The organism is Ulvibacter sp. 2210JD10-4, from assembly GCF_058148525.1.
This window is the reverse complement of sequence record NZ_JBYVJZ010000003.1, coordinates 170,858-189,649: the sequence shown is the minus strand read 5'-3', so window position 1 is coordinate 189,649 and position 18,792 is coordinate 170,858. Positions and strand designations below refer to the sequence as shown.

At 36.5% G+C, this 18,792-nt stretch carries 16 protein-coding genes and 1 tRNA gene; 12 read left to right on the top strand and 5 right to left on the bottom strand.

Features of this window, described 5'->3' with window-relative positions:
- Positions 1 to 38: 38 nt before the first annotated feature.
- The 5 genes from ACY2RT_RS08935 to ACY2RT_RS08915 form a co-directional block, all read right to left on the bottom strand.
- Positions 39 to 2,690 (bottom strand): PorP/SprF family type IX secretion system membrane protein, encoded by a 2,652-nt coding sequence (locus ACY2RT_RS08935; protein WP_490155568.1) that lies wholly within the window; start codon positions 2,688 to 2,690, stop codon positions 39 to 41.
- Between the two features lies 1 nt (position 2,691).
- Positions 2,692 to 4,158, bottom strand: coding sequence for a T9SS type B sorting domain-containing protein (locus ACY2RT_RS08930; protein ID WP_490155567.1), 1,467 nt, complete (start codon positions 4,156 to 4,158; stop codon positions 2,692 to 2,694).
- Positions 4,159 to 4,243: 85 nt separating this feature from the next.
- On the bottom strand, positions 4,244 to 5,434 hold the full coding sequence (locus ACY2RT_RS08925) for a hypothetical protein (protein WP_490155566.1): 1,191 nt from the start codon (positions 5,432 to 5,434) through the stop codon (positions 4,244 to 4,246).
- 292 nt (positions 5,435 to 5,726) lie between these two features.
- On the bottom strand, positions 5,727 to 6,179 hold the full coding sequence (locus ACY2RT_RS08920) for a hypothetical protein (protein ID WP_490155565.1): 453 nt from the start codon (positions 6,177 to 6,179) through the stop codon (positions 5,727 to 5,729).
- A gap of 333 nt (positions 6,180 to 6,512) precedes the next feature.
- Positions 6,513 to 6,594, bottom strand: a tRNA-Leu gene (locus ACY2RT_RS08915).
- 119 nt (positions 6,595 to 6,713) lie between these two features.
- Here ACY2RT_RS08915 and ACY2RT_RS08910 point away from each other — a divergent pair.
- The 12 genes from ACY2RT_RS08910 (at position 6,714) to ACY2RT_RS08855 (ending at position 18,769) form a co-directional block, all read left to right on the top strand.
- Positions 6,714 to 7,655: a ribose-phosphate pyrophosphokinase gene (locus ACY2RT_RS08910; protein WP_490155564.1), complete on the top strand. Its 942-nt coding sequence runs from the start codon at positions 6,714 to 6,716 to the stop codon at positions 7,653 to 7,655.
- Positions 7,656 to 7,791: 136 nt separating this feature from the next.
- Entirely contained in the window at positions 7,792 to 8,460 is a 669-nt protein-coding gene (locus ACY2RT_RS08905) for a 50S ribosomal protein L25/general stress protein Ctc (RefSeq protein WP_490155563.1), read from the top strand.
- A gap of 81 nt (positions 8,461 to 8,541) precedes the next feature.
- Entirely contained in the window at positions 8,542 to 9,174 is a 633-nt protein-coding gene (pth, locus tag ACY2RT_RS08900; RefSeq protein WP_490155562.1) for an aminoacyl-tRNA hydrolase, read from the top strand.
- Position 9,175: 1 nt separating this feature from the next.
- Positions 9,176 to 10,108, top strand: coding sequence for a bifunctional riboflavin kinase/FAD synthetase (locus tag ACY2RT_RS08895; protein ID WP_490155561.1), 933 nt, complete (start codon positions 9,176 to 9,178; stop codon positions 10,106 to 10,108).
- A complete protein-coding gene (locus ACY2RT_RS08890) occupies positions 10,101 to 11,438 on the top strand; it encodes an HTTM domain-containing protein (protein ID WP_490155560.1) in 1,338 nt (445 codons plus the stop codon). Before ACY2RT_RS08895 ends, ACY2RT_RS08890 begins: the two co-directional genes overlap by 8 nt.
- Before the next feature lie 40 nt (positions 11,439 to 11,478).
- Positions 11,479 to 12,750, top strand: a complete 1,272-nt coding sequence (gene serS / locus ACY2RT_RS08885; protein WP_490155559.1) for a serine--tRNA ligase — start codon at positions 11,479 to 11,481, stop codon at positions 12,748 to 12,750.
- Between the two features lie 287 nt (positions 12,751 to 13,037).
- A complete protein-coding gene (locus ACY2RT_RS08880) occupies positions 13,038 to 13,667 on the top strand; it encodes a DUF4760 domain-containing protein (protein WP_490155558.1) in 630 nt (209 codons plus the stop codon).
- 449 nt (positions 13,668 to 14,116) lie between these two features.
- The gene (locus tag ACY2RT_RS08875; RefSeq protein ID WP_490155557.1) at positions 14,117 to 15,901 is read left to right on the top strand and encodes a tetratricopeptide repeat protein; all 1,785 of its coding nucleotides are present in this window, start codon (positions 14,117 to 14,119) and stop codon (positions 15,899 to 15,901) included.
- An 11-nt stretch (positions 15,902 to 15,912) separates the two neighbouring features.
- Positions 15,913 to 16,221 carry a DUF4286 family protein gene (locus tag ACY2RT_RS08870; protein ID WP_490155556.1) on the top strand — a complete coding sequence of 103 codons (309 nt, stop codon included), beginning with the start codon at positions 15,913 to 15,915 and terminating at the stop codon, positions 16,219 to 16,221.
- Entirely contained in the window at positions 16,221 to 17,015 is a 795-nt protein-coding gene (gene rsmA / locus ACY2RT_RS08865) for a 16S rRNA (adenine(1518)-N(6)/adenine(1519)-N(6))-dimethyltransferase RsmA (protein WP_490155555.1), read from the top strand. Before ACY2RT_RS08870 ends, rsmA begins: the two co-directional genes overlap by 1 nt.
- Positions 16,993 to 18,342 carry a magnesium transporter gene (gene mgtE, locus ACY2RT_RS08860; RefSeq protein ID WP_490155554.1) on the top strand — a complete coding sequence of 450 codons (1,350 nt, stop codon included), beginning with the start codon at positions 16,993 to 16,995 and terminating at the stop codon, positions 18,340 to 18,342. The genes rsmA and mgtE overlap by 23 nt, the downstream gene beginning before the upstream one ends.
- A 61-nt stretch (positions 18,343 to 18,403) precedes the next feature.
- Complete coding sequence (locus tag ACY2RT_RS08855; protein WP_490155553.1) at positions 18,404 to 18,769, top strand: cupin domain-containing protein; 366 nt, start codon at positions 18,404 to 18,406, stop codon at positions 18,767 to 18,769.
- The last annotated feature ends 23 nt before the right edge of the window (positions 18,770 to 18,792 follow it).

Here is an 18,792-nt window from a genome sequence, read left to right as displayed (position 1 = left end):
TAGAAGGCCGGGGACTAAATATTACTTCTTATGTCATGCTAATTTTCGATTTTAATTATGGTAATATTTTTATTATATGGTTTGTCTAATTTTGTTCTTAATGCACGTTCAGCATCGCTGATAGCATTGAATTTTTTGGAATAGATATAATATTCACTGGTGTTTACATCATAGAAGAAGTTAACTTCTTTATATCCTGACGAAATTACCTGGACTAAAAATACATCTCGTTTATTTACATCACTGTGCACCGCAAGAACTAAATAATAGCCACTTTCGGCATGACGTATATTTTTAAGAATTTGAATATTGTTGCTACGTTCTCGACCAAAATCTAAATCTTCAACGGCTAATGGAGTTTCTCTTAATGAGACATTTTCCCTCAAGCTATTTAGCATTTTTCTGTCTTGTGTATACCTGTCCTGATCATTATCGTAGGCTGCCCGTTTGATACGTCGTTTGCGCTCAATACCCGTAGCAATATCTATTTGCTCTAAAGAAGACACCAAAAACTCACGGTTTCTAATGGATTTTTCCTGTTCAGATTTTAGTGTGGTTATTATATCTTGATAGTATAGGTTTGTTTCATCACCAGGGTCATTAAAAGCAATTTCTCGTTCCTTTAATAAGGATTCTAAGAGCTTAATCTTTTTCTTATTTCTAATTATAACTGTATCCAAATTTATTATTAGAAACTCAATTTTCTTATTTTCTTCACTAATACTCTTGAATGGTTTTGGTTTTGGTTCCACAAAAATGTTTTGCTCACTGAGATCATTTTCCTCTTTCAATTCTTTCAAGTCTTTTTCCTTAATAGCAACTGCGGTTTCCAATTCTTTCAATAATTGGGTTTGTGCGATACCAGACTCTTCAGTTTGCATTACCAATTCTTTCATGGACTTGCCAATATCGTCTGCTGGATCTTTAATTATTTCCTCTTCGTCGTTAGACTTTTCCTGTGATTCAGCAATCTCTTTCTTTTCCGAAGTGAATAAATCTGTCGCAGTAGTTATTTGTTCTAAAGAAGACATCAACGCTTCACGGTTTCTAATGGATTTTTCCTGTTCAGATTTTAGTGTGGTTATTATATTTTGGTAGTATAGGTTTGTTTCATCGCCAGGGTCATTAAAAGCAATTTCTCGTTCCTTTAATAAGGATTCTAAGAGCTTAATTTTTTTCTTATTTCTAATTATAACCGTATCCAGGCTTATTATCAGAAGCTCAATATTCTTATTTTCTTCACTAATACTCTGGGCCGTTTTAGGCTCATCAAAGTTGTTTTCTTCCTTCAAATCTTTCAAGTATCTTTCCTTAATGGCAACTGCGGTTTCCAACTCTTTTATTAATTGGTTTTGTGAGATGTTAGATGCTTCAGTTTGCAATGCCAATTCTTTGATGGACTTGCCAATATCGTCTATTGGATTTTTAATTAAACGCTCTCTGGCATCCTTTTCCGCTTTCAATTTTGCTTCCTCTTCAGCGGCTAACCTTGCTTGTTCCTCTGCAAACAGTCTTGCTTCTTCTTCAGCTTCTAGCCTAGCTTCTTCCTCTGCAAGCAGTCTCGCTTGTTTTTCGGCTTCCAGTCTGGCTTGCTCTTCAGCAAGTAACCTCACTCGTTCCTCTTCAGCCAATTTTGCCTTTATTTCAGCTTCCTGTCTGGCTTGCTCTTCGGTGTTAGATTTTTCTTGTGCTTTAGCAATCACTTTCTTTTTAGTACGTTTTTTTTCAAAAGTGAATAAACCTGCTAAATCATCATCTCTGCTATACTCATAGTAATTAGTGTTCTTAAATTTGTAGGCAAGCGTAATCTCATGTGAAGCACCTAAATTGGTAAGTCCTACAAATGGTTTTTCATAATTATATTCTATCGCAATTTGTTTGGTCAGATTAATGCCAAGTCCCCCAGATGCTCCATACATGGTGTTATACCCTACTTGCGCCCAAATACCTTTAGGAACTGTTAGCATCATTACTCCCGAGATAATAGTGTCATCTTTTTGGAATTCAGACTTTGTCAGGGCAGAGAACCTGCTTTCTCCAAAAAAACCATACCCGCCAAAATAGCCCGTATACATCAAATGACCTAGTATACCTTGCTTTGGGTTATCCTCTACTAATCCAGAAGTGTTGAAGTTGTAAGTCACAATATTATTAAGGGAAATTCCAAAATCTATAAATCCAGCACCATAATTAAAGCCTGGATTTGCAGTAAGCAGGAAGTTTGAGGGAATATTATTGAGGGCCGGATCGTCAAAATTAGTCACCACTTTACCACTATTCAGGCCACTTTTATAGGCCCCAATATTTAAACCAAATGTAAAATTACTGTCTTCTTGTACTCGAATGTTATACGCAAAGTTTGCAATCCCTCCAAAGGTGGTAAGTACTCCATAATTTTGTTGATATACTCCAATACCAGCTCCAATATTTTCCTTTATGCGCCCAGAATAATTAAAAAAATAGGTGAGCGGGGCGTCTTCGACTCCTAACAGTTCTCTTTTGTTTGTTACTGTTATGTACTTGTTTTGCTCCCTTACGAAACTAAACGTAGGCTGCACTACAAATCTGTTGAACATTAATGAGTTTCTAGCGGGAATATTAAGCGCAACCACACCGTCCTCGGCCTGAGAATGGCCAATCACCTGTACGAAACAGAACAATAGGATGGTATGGTTGGTTATTGCTTTCAATTTATTTAACTATCGTTATAGAGCCTTTTTTAGGTTGCATGCCTTGGGGTATAATCATGTAATAAAAGACTTGGTTTACACTACTTGTACTAAGTTGATTTTCCGGCCAATTGTTTAAATAATCTTTTGTATTCAATACTATTTCTCCCTGACTTGAATATATTACTACCTCTGTATTACTACCACTCACGTAGAGTGTTGGAATCACCCAAGTGTCATTGATACCGTCGCCATTGGGACTTATTAGATTTGGGATGTTTTCTACTTCTGGAAAAGGATTTATAAATTCTTCCACCTGAAAGTAGTGTTCATTTGAAATATTGCATTCATTGGTTTGTTTTATAATCACACTATAAAAACCAAAATCGGATACATTAAATGTGCTTTGCGTTGCATTGGGGATTACTTCATCATTTAATAGCCATTGAAATTCGGGATTGACCGCATCAGTCGTAACTGAAACGACAAGCACATCTCCGGCCTCTAACATATTGACATTTGGAACATCGATGCTACTTGTAAAACTTCCTGATTGTAATTCAATACTTCCTGTGGCTTCACAGCTCCCAAAATTTACTACTACTGAATAAGACCCCGAGACGGCTGTCTCGTAAGTCTGGTTCGTTTCTCCAGGTATAGGAGTTCCTTCTTTAAACCATTGGTAACTATTTCCCTGAACGGTGCTCAATGTTGTAGGGCCTTCTGCTGCGCAAAAGGGATTTCCTAAGCTGGATGTTATGTTTGCAAATACGTCATCTGCAGAGGTGGCTTTTAATACCGTCACTCGGTTCGAAAAAGAATCGGAGGTACAGGTACCGTAATTGGTTTCAACAAAATACACTCCCTCTTCGGTTACGGATAGCGTTGGGCCTTGGGCTACCAAAACTGATGTTGTAGGATTAATTTCTTTAAACCAGTTAAAGGTGAGGGATGGATAATTTAAGGGGGAGTCATTTCCGTCTGAACCGGGATTGTCAATTGTCAAGAGATAACTTCCGCCGGGGCAAAAATGCGACATTGCAATAAAATCATTAATGGAAAAAGGACTATCCTGTATTTTGTAATAGGCTGAAAAACTTGTAGATGGGGTACTAGAAGCTGCTGGGTGGGTGCTTCTTATTCTAATTTTATACCCTTCACCTGCAGTGGTTGTTGGTAAGGAAAAGTTGACTGACGCAGGAGAGGTACTAATGGCTCCGGGGTTGGAGGTAAAAACAATGTTTGACACAGAGAAATCACCTTCAGGGTCGGACATTTCGATAATAAATTGGTTGGATGAATTTATCCCGGTTTCCGGATTAAAAACAAAGTTGACTCCAAACGTGTTAAAGTCTTCATTTGCACACGCCTGTGTGAACTGAAGATCTGGAGTGCCAATAACTATCTGAGCTCCCATTTTTATGGTGTGCGACATCATAAAAAAGGCAACTAAGAAGTATAAAAATTTTAGAAAAGTAGTTTTTGCCATCCAGATATTTTTAATATGTAACTCTTTTTATTAGTTATAGCCTTACATCCATAAGATAAGAGAGAAAATATTTTGGTATGTGTTATTATTCTTCTTCGGGAAGACTGCTGGCTATAATTCTATTGATTCTTAATCTAAAATCCGGGTTCTCCAGGTTTTTAACATCAATAAAGGTTTCAGAATCCGATCCATAGGAATATACATTGTCAAAGATCCTATTACCATACCAATTCTCCAGATCTTCATTATTGGGTACGTTTTCAGTAAAAATATTTCCGCTACAGTTATTGAAATACATATTGGTGAATTGCATCTTTTGGAGATTTTCATTATTTATGAAAATATTATTATTGAGATTCACCGCAGGATTGTAGCCGGAAAAAACACTTTTATCTATTGAAAATGATGTTCCTTCTTTAACATACATCGCTTCATGTACAAGTCCAACTTTCGTGTCTGCCTCTAAGTTATTACTCAAAACCATGAGCGTAAGATTCTTGGCGATAAGATTTGATCCTTTTTTAGTTGGATCTACTTCCTCTTTTTCGTTGTAGGATGCCAGATAAATGCTGCTTGCTGCACTTGAGGCAGTATGATAAGGGGATTTAACGACTAATGAATTGGTTAGTAAAGATTGGGCTCCGTAGTTGAATACAAAGTCGTTTCTTTTTGATCTAAACGATACCAGTTGCGATAGCCTTGTATTTCCTCCCAGAACATAGAAAGAGCTTCCTTCACAATAAGACACCATTACATTTTCTATCACTGTTTCGTCACCAACTGCAGCTAATGTAAGGCCGTTAAAATTCCCGAAACCCTTCGTTCTTTTACCTGCATATTCAATTCTAACATATTTTAAAATTCCTGAATTACTTTTTATATCGTCTCCGCCATAACTCAATATCTTCGAGTATGAGGCCGTATGTCCATAATCCAACAACTCCCATTTTTCACCTATTTTATTAACCGGTGCGCTACCTAAGATAAAAATTCCACCCCAATCTCCCTTTTTCCTAATATCTCTATTAGATGAGAAAACAATAGGATCTGTTTGGGTGCCTTCTGCCATTATCTTTGAGCCATCGCTTATAATCAGTGAAGCTTTAGACTTGTAATCTGCAAGAATGACTGTACCAGCTTCAATTAAGAGCGTTGTACTATCAGTAACAAATACATCCCCAAGCAAAAGATATGTTTCTTTTTTGAACAACTTAGTGTCCTCCGTGATGGTTCCGGAAAGTATTTGTGTCGGTTCGGGGTACTGTTTGGAACTCAAATTAAATTCAGTCCAAATATTTAACCAATTTTCATTGCCGTATATTCCTTTTTCCTGTTGAGAAAACACACAGAGAAAGGGGAAAAGGAGCAAAAAAATAACAAGAAAGTAGTTTTTAGTCATACACAGGGGTTATAATGTTAAATACTTCATAAAATATTCCATAAATATACAATATAATCTATGTAATGCAAATAAATCCGATGAAATGCACAAAATTTAACATAGCGTAGTTATTATCCAGGAAATTGTACGTTAAAGTGCTAAATTTTTAAAATGCGGGCACACTCCACTAATTAAAGTCTTCGTAGGTGTGTAATGCCTTCAAAGTTTCTTCGTAAAATAATATGGCAGAGATCAAGTCATTCTTGTCTGAATATGGCAATACAATTTTTTGAAACTCTACAGTGTTTTCAAAGTATGTGGTGGTGGCCTCCATATTATCATTGAGTGCAGCGCGATTTTTTTTGGTATCCGGAATCCCTAAAGAAGCCATGGTAACCCCAGGTTTAGTAGCGAATGCAATATTTGGTAAAATCCTGATGATTACTTCAATACGTTTATTATATAGTTGCAATAGTGAACCTTTTTGCATTTCTTCAAGTTCTTCGCGATCGTGATATTTATTAATTGCGACATCTCCTGAAATAATTGACGGCTGGGATCCTCTTTTTTGAGCAATAGAGGCGGTTGTAAATAGCAATACGACAATTGTAAGTAGGCTATATTTAGATTTTAAAGTCATAATATCAAGATTATTGGTTAGGGGGCAATATGCCTTTATTTATGGTTCAATTCTACAATTAATATCTATAAAATGCAAATATCATCGATAAAATGTGTTTTTTCAACATCAACTGACTTAAAAAAATATGGGAAAGTTATCTGCTTACCAAATAGCAATGGAGGAGAAATTCTTAGATGTTTTAGTATATGCTTCTACTTATTAATGACATGAAGAGAGGGGCGCAGGGAAAAATTCATGAATTACGGGCCGAAAAAAGGGAAGATTAGCCCTTAACGCGGGTTTAGCACCTCCTTAATAAAAAAAGCCTCAGCAATTCTGCTGAGGCTTTTGTACCTTGGGTGGGAATCGAACCCACACGACCGAAGTCACTGGATTTTGAATCCAGCGCGTCTACCAATTCCGCCACCAAGGCAAACGGGAGGCAAAAATAAACAATTAATTATAAATTGTTAGTAAATCTTCTCGGCATTTTTTTTTAAACGCTATCTATTAATTTACATTTGTAGCCAACCAACTATTATACATCTTAAAATGTCAACGCAAGCTCCAGAACCAAAAATTTTTGCCTGTAAACAAAGTCAAGCTCTTGCAGAAGATATCGCCAAAGCATTTGGTATTTCCTTAGGAAATGTGATCACCTCAACTTATAGTGATGGTGAGTTTCAACCTTCTTTTGAAGAGTCGGTTCGTGGAAGACGTGTTTTTATAATCGGTTCTACTTTTCCCAACAGTGACCATCTCATGGAAATGCTGTTAATGCTGGACGCAGCCAAACGTTCTTCAGCAAGGCATATTACCGCCGTTCTACCTTATTTTGGGTGGGCTCGGCAAGATAGAAAAGACAAGCCTCGTGTTCCCATTGCGGCAAAACTGGTTGCTAAAATGTTGGAAACCGCCGGTGCTACACGTATCATTACCATGGACCTGCACGCAGATCAAATTCAAGGTTTCTTTGAAAAACCGGTAGACCACCTATTTGCTTCTACCATCTTCCTTCCCTATTTAAGGAAATTGGATTTAAATAACCTTACCATTGCATCTCCAGATATGGGTGGTTCTAAGAGGGCATATGCCTATTCCAAAGCTTTAGAAAGTGATGTTGTAATTTGCTACAAGCAAAGAGCTAAAGCCAATGTAATTTCCCATATGGAGTTGATTGGCGACGTAAAAGGTAAAAACGTAGTGTTGGTAGATGATATGGTAGATACTGCCGGAACACTTACCAAAGCAGCGGATCTAATGATAGAACGCGGTGCCTTGAGTGTTCGGGCCATTTGTACACATCCTATTCTTTCAGGAAATGCTTACGAAAAACTTGAAAGTTCTAAATTGGAAGAATTGATCGTTACAGATTCTATTCCTCTGAAGAAACAAACCAATAAGGTAAGAGTGCTTACCTGTGCCAACTTGTTTGCAGATGTGATGTTAAGTGTCAATGCGAACAAATCTATCAGCTCTAAGTTTTTAATGTAATCTTCGGGAAAACAGCAAGAAAGGACCTTTAAAAAAACCGCTTTTTTTGCTTGATGTCTTCAAAAAATTCCGCATCTTTGCACCCGCTTTACCTAAAAAGGTAAGCTTAAGAATTTAAAATCATTAAAAATTTCAAATGAAATCAATTACAATCAACGGATCTCAAAGAGAAAGCGTAGGCAAGGTAGCTACCAAAGCCTTACGTAATGCTGGAAAGATTCCTTGCGTAGTATACGGAGGGGATAAGCCAATTCACTTTTCAGCAGAAGAACTGGCATTTAGAAACTTAGTGTACACCCCGGACGTACATACAGTTGTAATTGCCTTAGAAGATGGTACAAAAATAAACGCCATCCTTCAAGACATTCAGTTTCACCCCGTGCATGACCGCATCTTACACATAGACTTCTATCAAATTTATGATGACAAAGAAGTAATGTTAGAAATCCCTGTACGAGTTACAGGAAATTCTAAAGGAGTGCGTAATGGTGGTGTTTTACGTATTGTGACACGTAAACTTCGAATAAAAGCATTACCGACAAATCTTCCGGATTTTATTGAAGCAGATATTACCGAGATGAAGATCGGCCACAAGATGTATATTACCGATATCGATACTGAAAACTTTAGAATCCTTCACCCGGACAATACTGTGATTTGCCAGGTGAGAACTTCGCGTACAGCAATCGTGGATGAAGTGGATGAAGATGAAGAAGGAATTGAAGGAGAAGAAGGTGCTGAGGGTACTGAAGGAGAAGCTGCTCCTGCTGAAGGTGCTGCTGCTGAAGCTCCTGCAGAAGAATAAGTCTTCTATTTTCAAGATAATTAAAAAGCATTCCGGTTTTCGGGATGCTTTTTTTATTTTTACTGAAGTTAAACCACATATATGTTTGCGTTTTTCAAGAAGCTATTTGCTTCAAAATCTAACATACAAATTACCGAAAGTGACCCTATGAAAAAATTTCTCATTGCCGGACTAGGCAATATTGGTCCAAAATATGAAAATACCCGGCATAATATTGGCTTTAAAATGCTAGATTTTTTAGCTGAAAAAGAATCGCTTACATGGGAAACTTTAAAACTGGGCGACATTACAATTCACAAGAAAAAAGGACGAACTTTTTTATTACTAAAGCCTAGCACCTATATGAACCTAAGTGGGAAAGCTGTTAAATACTGGCTGGAAAAAGAAAAGATTCCATTGGAAAACCTCCTGGTCATTACAGACGATCTAAATTTACCTTTTGGAACTATTCGCATAAAGACCAAAGGAAGTGATGGTGGGCACAATGGCTTAAAAGATATACAACATACATTGCAAACAACAAATTATAACAGATTCAGGTTTGGGATCAGTGATGAATTCTCTAAAGGAAGGCAAGTTGATTATGTATTAAGCGAATGGAATGAAGAAGAACAGAAAAATTTAGAAGAACGGTTGAAAAAAGGATCTCAGATTATCGAATCTTTTGGTCTTGCCGGCATAAATATTACTATGAATACCTTTAACGGAAAATAACGTGAACGAATATAACTCCGCGGCATCTTATGAAAACACACGTTCTTGTGTAGTAACCATCGGTACTTTTGATGGTGTGCATATTGGACATAAAGCTATTTTAAAGCGTTTGGTGGATGCTGCAGAAAAAGAAGAGCTCGACTCGGTGTTATTGACATTTTTTCCACACCCCAGAATGGTTTTGCAGAAGAATTCAAGTATAAAACTTATCAATACTATTCAAGAAAAAAAGGAATTGTTAGAAGAAATAGGATTGGATCATTTAATTATACATCCTTTTACACATGCTTTTTCACGGTTGACCGCTGTAGAATATGTTCGGGATATTTTGGTGAACCGGTTAAAGGCCAAAAATATTATTATTGGTTACGATCATCGTTTTGGAAGAAATAGAACTGCCACTATTGAAGATTTGCACGAATTTGGAAAAACCTATCATTTTGAAGTGGAAGAAATCTCAGCTCAAGAGCTAGACGAAGTTGCCATAAGTTCCACAAAAATTAGAAAAGCCTTACTGGCAGGAGATATCACCACGGCAAACAATTACTTGGGGTATCCGTTTATGCTTACAGGAAAAGTTGTTAAAGGGAAAGGTATTGGCCGAACTTTGGAATATCCTACTGCAAACCTGCAAATTGAGGAATCCTACAAGCTTATCCCAAAAAATGGAGTGTATGTTGTTGAAGCAAAAATAAATGGCAATAAAGTCTATGGGATTACAAGCATTGGCACCAACCCAACCGTAGGCGGAAAAAACAAAACCATTGAAACCTATTTTCTGGATACAAATGAAGACCTATATGAAAAGCCTCTTCGGATAGCATTTTTAACTCATATTCGCGATGAAGAAACTTTTAAAGATATCAAAGCCTTAAAAGAAGCTATTAAAAAGGATGAATATTTTGCCCGGGAGTTTTTAAATAACCATGAATAAATTTCTTTTCAAAAATATTGATAATTCTGGGCTTGTACTCTTTAGGGCGGCTTTTGGATTACTTATTACCCTAGAAGCCTTTGGCGCAATTGCTACTGGTTGGGTAAAACGCACCTTAGTAGATCCGGATTTTACATTCAATTTTATAGGTTTTGATTTTTTACAACCGCTCCCTGGTAATGGAATGTACTTCTATTTTGCAATTATGGGAATCTTTGGAATATGTGTGATGCTGGGATATAAATATCGCTATAGCATGTTAGCTTATGCCGTAATGTGGTCTGCTGTGTATTTAATGCAAAAAACCTCCTACAACAATCATTATTATCTAATGATGCTATTGTGTTGGTTAATGGTATTTCTTCCTGCAAACCGTTGGTTTTCATTAGATGCAAAATATAATTCATCCATTAGATCATCTGCTATGCCACAATGGGTATTATGGATATTGATATTACAGGTATGGATCGTATATACATATGCTTCCGTAGCAAAACTATATCCGGACTGGATCAATGCAACAGTCCCTGCCGTACTTATGAGCGGTAAGAAACATTATTGGCTTATTGGTGATTTTTTACAACACAACTGGGTTCATTGGTGCATTGCATACGTTGGTATTTTATTTGATCTACTTATAGTCCCTTTATTGCTTTGGAAAAGAACCCGCCTTTTTGGTTTTATTGTTTCAGTATTTTTCCACTTATTTAATTCTATCGTTTTTCAAATAGGGATCTTTCCATATATGTCTATCGCTTTTGCTCTTTTTTTCTTTTCCCCGGAATTGCTTCAAAAGCGTTTTCTTCCCAAAAAACTACTGTATACTGCCGGAGAGGTTATTGTCCCAAAATATAAAAAACTTCTTGTAGAAATCTTTTCGATATACTTTATTATTCAAATTGGGTTACCATTGCGTCATTGGTTTTTTAAGGATGATGTCTTATGGACCGAAGAAGGTCACCGCCTTAGTTGGCGCATGATGCTTCGTACCAAATCCGGTATGCTTGCTGTCTGGGTGGAAGACAAGGAAACGGGCAAGCGGATTCAATACCCATATAACAAACTTATTGCAAATAAACAGCGTCGCTCGGTAAAGACCAAGCCAGATCTATTATGGCAACTCGCTCAACATATTAAGAAAGCTGAGGCTGAAGAAGGCAGAGATGTTGCTATTTTTGTGGACGCAAGAGTTAAAGTAAATAATGGAGAATACCATCAATTTATTGACCCTGACGTTGATCTGGCTTCGGAAAAATGGTATCCTTTTAAGCACCACGATTGGATTTTGCCTTCTCCCGAGGATTATCATAAAAAGACTACAAAGAAATAGTGGGATTTCCGTAAATTTGCTGCCTTAATACACATACGCGATGTTACAGGTTCACGAGATAAGAGACCACAAAGAAGCATATATCAATGCCCTTGCTAAAAGAGGGGTTGATGTTAAAGAAGTACTTGAACAAGTATTGCAAGCCGATGAAGAACGCAGAAGTACACAGTTACAACTGGACGATACTCTGGCACAATCCAACACTCTTTCAAAAGAAATTGGGAAGTTGTTTCAAAATGGCGAAACACAAAAAGCCAACTTACTAAAAGAAAAAACAAGTCAGTTAAAAGAAACTTCCAAGTCTTTAACAGAACAACTCAATACTGCTTCAGAAAAATTACAACAACTGTTGTATACTATTCCTAATATTCCGAATGAGTTGGTCCCTGCGGGAACAGATGAAAATGATAATGAAGAAACTTTTCGTGAAGGTGATATCCCCAAACTAGACAGCGAAGCGCTTCCGCATTGGGAATTGGCAAAAAAATATGATCTAATTGACTTTGAATTAGGTGTAAAAATTACCGGTGCCGGATTCCCTGTTTACAAAGGAAAAGGTGCTCGTTTGCAAAGGGCATTGATCGCTTATTTCTTAGACAAGAACACAAACGCAGGTTATACCGAATATCAGGTCCCGCATCTGGTCAATGAAGCATCGGGATTTGGAACAGGGCAATTGCCGGATAAAGAAGGACAAATGTATCATGTTACAGGCGATGACCTGTATCTCATTCCAACAGCCGAAGTTCCTGTAACCAATCTATTTCGGGGAGATTTGTTGGCACATACCGAACTACCTATTACCTGTACCGGGTATACACCATGTTTTAGAAGAGAAGCCGGTAGTTATGGAGCGCATGTAAGAGGGCTAAATCGCCTACATCAATTTGACAAAGTGGAAATTGTACGTATAGAGCACCCTGATAATAGTTATGGAGCACTTAACGGAATGGTGGAACATGTAAAAGAGATCTTACGGGAATTAAAATTGCCATATCGTATTTTAAGGTTATGCGGCGGTGACCTGGGATTTGCTTCAGCGTTAACATACGATTTTGAAGTATTTTCAACCGCACAGGACAGATGGTTGGAAATTTCTTCGGTTTCAAATTTCGAAACCTTTCAATCTAATAGATTAAAACTTCGTTTTAAAGACAAAGACGGGGAAAATAAATTAGTGCATACTCTTAACGGAAGTGCTTTGGCATTACCTCGTGTATTAGCCGGAATCCTTGAAAATTATCAAACTCCGGATGGCATTAAGGTGCCTGAAGTATTGGTGCCATATTGCGGGTTCGACATTATAGATTAGTGGCTATACAAGTGACTTCATTATTGCGCGTGAATACAAATAATTTGTATGGAGTGTATCGCTAAGTAAACAATAAACCCTTCGAGTTTTATATTAAACAAATATGCGTTGAGATTTTATACATCTGTAACTTAGGTGCGTTATAAGAGCGCTTTTAAAGTTTCTTAGTGGAAAATATATTATCATATAAGGTCCTTAGTGCTAATAATGACTTAAAGTAGATTTTAGATTTATTTGTTATATTGCAAAAGTTCTCCCCCTTTTTATTTCTTTAAATATTTAATATTATGAAACACGAGGTTAATATCAACTATCGTATAAAATACGTTTGGATTGGAATAATGTTCATGTTATTAGGAGGCGGGTTATTATTTTATCTATTATATTCTTACGGGATTGATTTTGGAGTTATAGAAGTAATTGCCTATATCACTGGAACAACAGCCACGTTAACGTTAATTTATCATTCTTTTAGTTTAGAATATCAAATTAATACTCAAAAGCAGAATAATGACTTGTATAGAGCTAAGTATACATACGATTTAATTTCAGAATGGGCTAAACCGAGTATGAAGAAGTGTATTAGAGATACCCGTGAATTACTTAAAAATCCAGACAGGGTAAAAGAGCTTACGAATCCAGCAAAGATAGAGGAGTTTGCAAATTATTTAGCAGATAATCATAGACAAAGAAGTCATTTAGTTCTTACACTGAATTATTTTGAAAATATAGCTACAATGATAGAAACTAACCATATAGATAAGGATATTGTAAAAAAAGCCTTTAAGTCTTTATTTGTAAGCTATTATTTGGTTTTAAGGAATTATATAGACTTTCGACAAAAAGAATATCCTGATAGTTGGATGTTTTATGAAAAGATTACCAAAGCTTGGATTGAAGACAATAAACTGGCATAAGAATTGTTTATCTTATTGTAATATAAAATTTTTTATATATTTACATAGTTAACACTTAAAAATTAAACATTTGAATATGAGACATCTTAGCACACAAAGCGCTAATCCCAAAGGCGTTGACGGACTTTAAGAAGATTATTAACCCCTAAAATATTATAAATGAGGAACAGTAGTTGTTCCTCGTTTTGTTTTGTAATATGTCGTTATGTCAGGATTGGCTATTATTTAACAAATCTAATAAGCTTTGACTCTACATTACTGGATAAGAATTAATGGATACTAGCTTCTTTAAAGCAGAAATACTTTATCTATAAAAATCATAGAAATTTCTTCGTAATCCTTTAATTTAGGCCTCTCCTAACACATGTACAAGTGTCAAGAAACAATAAACAAACAACGGCTTCATTTTTGATGTATAGTTTCAAGAATCAAATCGTTATATTTACGAAATGCGTAACATCTTTTTCATACTATTTCTATTTACAGCATCTATAGTCACAGCTCAGACCGAGCTATTGGCAAAAAATTATTTCGAACAAGGAGAATATGAAAAAGCACTTTCTATCTACAATAAATTGTATGAAAAGAACCCTGGCCGACTTGATTATTTTACAATGGTCGTCCATTCAAATCAGCAACTGGAAAATTTTTCTGAGGCTGAAAAGCTGCTTTTAGGGAAATTAAAAGGGCGCAGAGTAAACCCGAAATTCTATATAGAGCTAGGGTACAATTATTCACTTCAGAATAGGGAAATTGAAGCAACACAGTATTACGATAAGGCTGTACAGTTTACTATAGAAAATCCTAATTATGCTTTTTCTGTAGGTGACATTTTTTCGAAATACAGCTTGCTTGATAAGGCGGTAGAAGTTTATGAAAAGGCAATGAAATTAGACGCCGAAAAAGATTTTAATTTACAATTAGCCCGAATATATGGAGAACAGGGCAAGTTGGAAAAGATGTTTTCGAAGTACATCGATCTTATGAAAAGTAATATAGGCTATAAAGGGGCCGCACAGCGAAGTTTTAGCCAATATGTTACTGAAGATCCAACTAACGAAGCCAATATTATATTACGAAAAACACTCCTTCAAAAATTACAGGAACATCCTGAGGTTTTATACAACGAATTATTAAGCTGGTTGTTCATTCAGCAAAAAGAATTCAAAAAGGCATTTACGCAGGAAAAAGCCATTTACAAGAGGCTTGAGGAAGAAGACTTGGGTGGAATTACAGATTTAGCCATTATTGCCATTGCTGAAGAAGATTATGAAAATGCGACAGATATTGTCAATTTTATTATTGAAAACTCTTCCACACCTGAAGCGAAGTTACAAGGACATCAATACTTAATGAAAATTGCGCTGGCAACAGCTACTGTTAAGGACTATCCAAAAGTAGAACAACAATTTAAAGATCTATTTGAAACCTATGGCCATGGAGCAAGAACTTATTTACTTCAAATAGATTATAATCACTTTTTGGCATTTTCAGCAGGAAAAAAGGAAAATGCCATTGCAAACCTTAAGGTATTGCTGAAAGAAAAATTGACACTATACCAGCAAGCAAGGGTAAAGATGGAGCTTTCAGACATCTTGGTATTTGATGAAAAATTCAATCAGGCGTTAATTTACTATTCTCAAATTCAGAAAAAAATAAAAAGTGATATCCTGGCCCAGGAAGCGCGTTTTAAAGTAGCGAGAACCAGCTATTATAAAGGTGATTTTCAGTGGGCACAAGTGCAATTGGATGTCTTGAAAAAATCTGCATCACAATTGATCGCAAATGATGCCATGCAGCTAAGTTTAATGATCCGGGACAATTCTCTGGAAGATTCTACCCAAACCGCCATTAAAAAATATGCCCGTGCCGATTTGTTAGCACTTCAAAACAAGGACATAGAGGCTATCACCGCTTTGGAAGAAATTTTGCATAATCACAAAGGTGAAAAGATCGAAGATGAAGCCCTATTAAAACAAGGTCAATTGTATGAAAAAACAGGACAGTTTGACAAAGCCGAGGCAAATTACCTCAAACTGATCGAATTCTACAAAGAAGACATTCTTGCAGATGACGCATATTATCGGCTTGCAAAACTCTACGAAAACCAATTACAGGCACCCAAAAAGGCAAAAGAGTTCTACGAACAGATCATTTTCAATTTTGCCGATAGCATTTATTTTGTAGAAGCCCGCAAAAAGTACCGGACACTTCGGGGAGATGCCATTAATTAAAAAGATCACATATGTACATCTACAATGTTACCATAAATATTGATGATTCTATCCACGATGATTGGCTCGAATGGATGAAGTCTAAACATATTCCGGCAATGTTGGATACCGGAAAATTCAATAAGGCCCTAATGACACGTGTTAAAATTGAAGAAGAGATGGGTGGGGTAACCTATTCTGTTCAATATCGTACAGATAGCAAAGCTACATTAGAAAAATACTATGCCGAAGATGCCGAAAAGTTGCGCTCTCAAAGCAAGCCTTTTGAAGGAAAGTTTGTAGCTTTCAGAACCGAACTGGAAATTGTTTGCGAACAATAATGGGAAAGCAAGTACGCGCCAAAAAACACTTAGGCCAGCATTTTTTGAACGATGAGAATATCGCTCAAAAAATTAGTGATACACTTAGCTTGAAAGATTATAAAAATGTACTGGAAATTGGCCCCGGAATGGGTGTATTGACCAAATATCTTATTGAAAAGGATATTAATATAATTGCAATGGACCTCGATAGTGAATCCATTACCTATCTCAAAGAAAATTATCCAGATAAAAATTTACAGCTTCTGGAAGGGGATTTTTTAAAATATGACCTTTCGCTACTTTTTGGAGATGATCCCTTCGCAATAACTGGTAATTTTCCTTATAATATTTCTACACAAATAGTTTTTAAACTGTTGGAATGGCGATCACAGATTCCGGAATTTACCGGAATGTTCCAGAAAGAAGTAGCGCAGCGTATTTGCTCTTCAGAAGGCAGTAAAGTCTATGGAATTCTTTCTGTTTTAACACAGGCATTTTACGATGCAGACTACCTTTTTACTGTGCCTCCTTCAGTTTTCAATCCTCCGCCAAAAGTGGATAGTGGAGTACTTCGATTGCGGAGAAAGGATGATAATATGCTCCCGTGTAGTGAAAAAATGTTGTTCAGAGTAGTAAAAACAGCATTTCAGCAAAGGCGTAAAACACTTCGAAATAGTTTAAAATCGTTCAATATTTCAGATAAATTAAAAGAAGATACTATCTTTGGCCAGCGCCCGGAGCAACTTTCAGTCACTCAATTTATTGCGCTAACACAAAAACTGGAGAACGATGCAATTTCAACTCACAACTGATTTTATAGAAAAAGTTGAGTTACTCATTACCCAAAAAGACGGGAATGCGTTACGCGAGCTATTGCATGAATTTCACTTTGCAGACATTGCTGAAATACTTGAAGAATTAAAAAGTGATGATGCCATTTATCTCATTAAAATATTAGAAAGTGACCTTACTTCTGAAGCTTTAATGGAGCTGGACGAAGATGTTCGTGAAAAAATTCTGGATCGCCTTTCTCCAAAAGAAATTGCCAAAGAACTTGAAGAACTTGATACCGATGATGCAGCTGATATTGTCGCTGAACTGGATGAGGACATTCAACAAAAGGTAATTGATAAAATTGAAGATGAAGTACATGCCGCAGATATTGTGGAACTTCTTAACTATGAGGAAGATACGGCGGGCGCCCTGATGGCAAAAGAATTGGTAAAGGTGAAAGAAACCTGGTCTGTAGCGGGCTGTGTCCGTGAGATGCGCCGTCAGGCTGAAAATGTCACAAGGGTCCATTCTATTTATGTGACCGATAAAAGCGGAAAATTAACAGGAAGACTTTCACTAAAAGACCTTTTAACTGCTTCTGAAAAAGCTAAGATTAGTGAGGTTTTTATCCCAAAAGTAGATTATGTTACCGTGCATACCGAAAATGAAGAAGTGGCTAGAATTATGCAGAAATATGATCTGGAAGCAATCCCTGTTGTTGATGAAGAAGGTGTTTTGGTTGGGCGCATTACGATCGATGATATTGTCGATTTTATAAAAGACGAAGCTGAAAAGGACTACCAATTGGCTGCAGGTATTTCACAAGATGTTGAAGCAGATGACAGTGTTTGGGAATTAACTCGTGCTCGGCTGCCATGGTTGGTATTAGGGCTTATAGGAGGACTGGGTAGTGTATACATTATGCAAGGTTTTGAAGAGGCATTGGAACGCTTCCCTATTCTATTTTTCTTTACGCCACTTATAGCTGCGATGGCAGGTAATGTAGGTGTACAATCCAGTGCAATTATTGTTCAGGGTCTGGCAAATGACAATGTTAAAGGAAGCCTTTTTAAAAGATTACTGAAAGAAGTTGGTTTAGCACTTATTAACGGAGTTGCTTTAGGAATATTAGTTATTCTTTTTGGATTTATTGCCGGGCAAGATCAACTGGTGAGCATTACAATTGCAATCTCCATGCTTTCGGTTATTATTGTAGCAGCACTTGTAGGTACCTTTGTCCCTATTATCTTAGAACGAAAAGGTATCGATCCTGCCATAGCAACCGGGCCATTTATTACTACAAGCAATGACATCTTTGGGATTTTTCTTTTCTTCTATATTTCTAAAATTGTGTTAGGTTTCTAATACCCTTCTTTGAAGAAAAAACGATTAGAATTTAGTACATTGTTTCTTTAAAAAAACTAGTTTGGAAAAGATAAACATTCAACAAAAATTTTCAAGTTTCAGTAAATATTGGCACCCACATCAGATCGCAATAGTAGATGATATGCAGGTATTACTGGCAAAGATCAAAGATGAGTTTGTATGGCATAAGCATGAGGAAGAAGATGAATTGTTTTTTGTTCAGAAAGGAACCTTAGAGATGCATTTTCGCAACAAAGTAGAAGTTGTTTCTGAAGGAGAGATTATTGTAGTCCCAAAAGGCGTTGAGCATTGTCCTAAAACCCGCAATGGAGAAGAAGTACACCTATTGCTTTTTGAAAAATTATCTACAGCACATACAGGTAGTGTTATCGATGAAAAGACGGTAAACAAATACCCGAAAATTTAAAAGACTTCTCAATATTTCCAGCT

What these genes read in the sequence shown, in the direction of transcription:
- ACY2RT_RS08910 (WP_490155564.1), top strand. Translation starts at nt 6,714, where the DNA reads ATGTCAACGCAAGCTCCAGAACCAAAAATTTTTGCCTGTAAACAAAGT.
- mgtE (WP_490155554.1), top strand. Translation starts at nt 16,993, where the DNA reads ATGCAATTTCAACTCACAACTGATTTTATAGAAAAAGTTGAGTTACTC.
- ACY2RT_RS08870 (WP_490155556.1), top strand. Translation starts at nt 15,913, where the DNA reads ATGTACATCTACAATGTTACCATAAATATTGATGATTCTATCCACGAT.
- ACY2RT_RS08875 (WP_490155557.1), top strand. Translation starts at nt 14,117, where the DNA reads ATGCGTAACATCTTTTTCATACTATTTCTATTTACAGCATCTATAGTC.
- ACY2RT_RS08905 (WP_490155563.1), top strand. Translation starts at nt 7,792, where the DNA reads ATGAAATCAATTACAATCAACGGATCTCAAAGAGAAAGCGTAGGCAAG.
- pth (WP_490155562.1), top strand. Translation starts at nt 8,542, where the DNA reads ATGTTTGCGTTTTTCAAGAAGCTATTTGCTTCAAAATCTAACATACAA.
- ACY2RT_RS08920 (WP_490155565.1), bottom strand. Translation starts at nt 6,179, where the DNA reads ATGACTTTAAAATCTAAATATAGCCTACTTACAATTGTCGTATTGCTA.
- serS (WP_490155559.1), top strand. Translation starts at nt 11,479, where the DNA reads ATGTTACAGGTTCACGAGATAAGAGACCACAAAGAAGCATATATCAAT.
- rsmA (WP_490155555.1), top strand. Translation starts at nt 16,221, where the DNA reads ATGGGAAAGCAAGTACGCGCCAAAAAACACTTAGGCCAGCATTTTTTG.
- ACY2RT_RS08890 (WP_490155560.1), top strand. Translation starts at nt 10,101, where the DNA reads ATGAATAAATTTCTTTTCAAAAATATTGATAATTCTGGGCTTGTACTC.
- ACY2RT_RS08880 (WP_490155558.1), top strand. Translation starts at nt 13,038, where the DNA reads ATGAAACACGAGGTTAATATCAACTATCGTATAAAATACGTTTGGATT.
- ACY2RT_RS08930 (WP_490155567.1), bottom strand. Translation starts at nt 4,158, where the DNA reads ATGGCAAAAACTACTTTTCTAAAATTTTTATACTTCTTAGTTGCCTTT.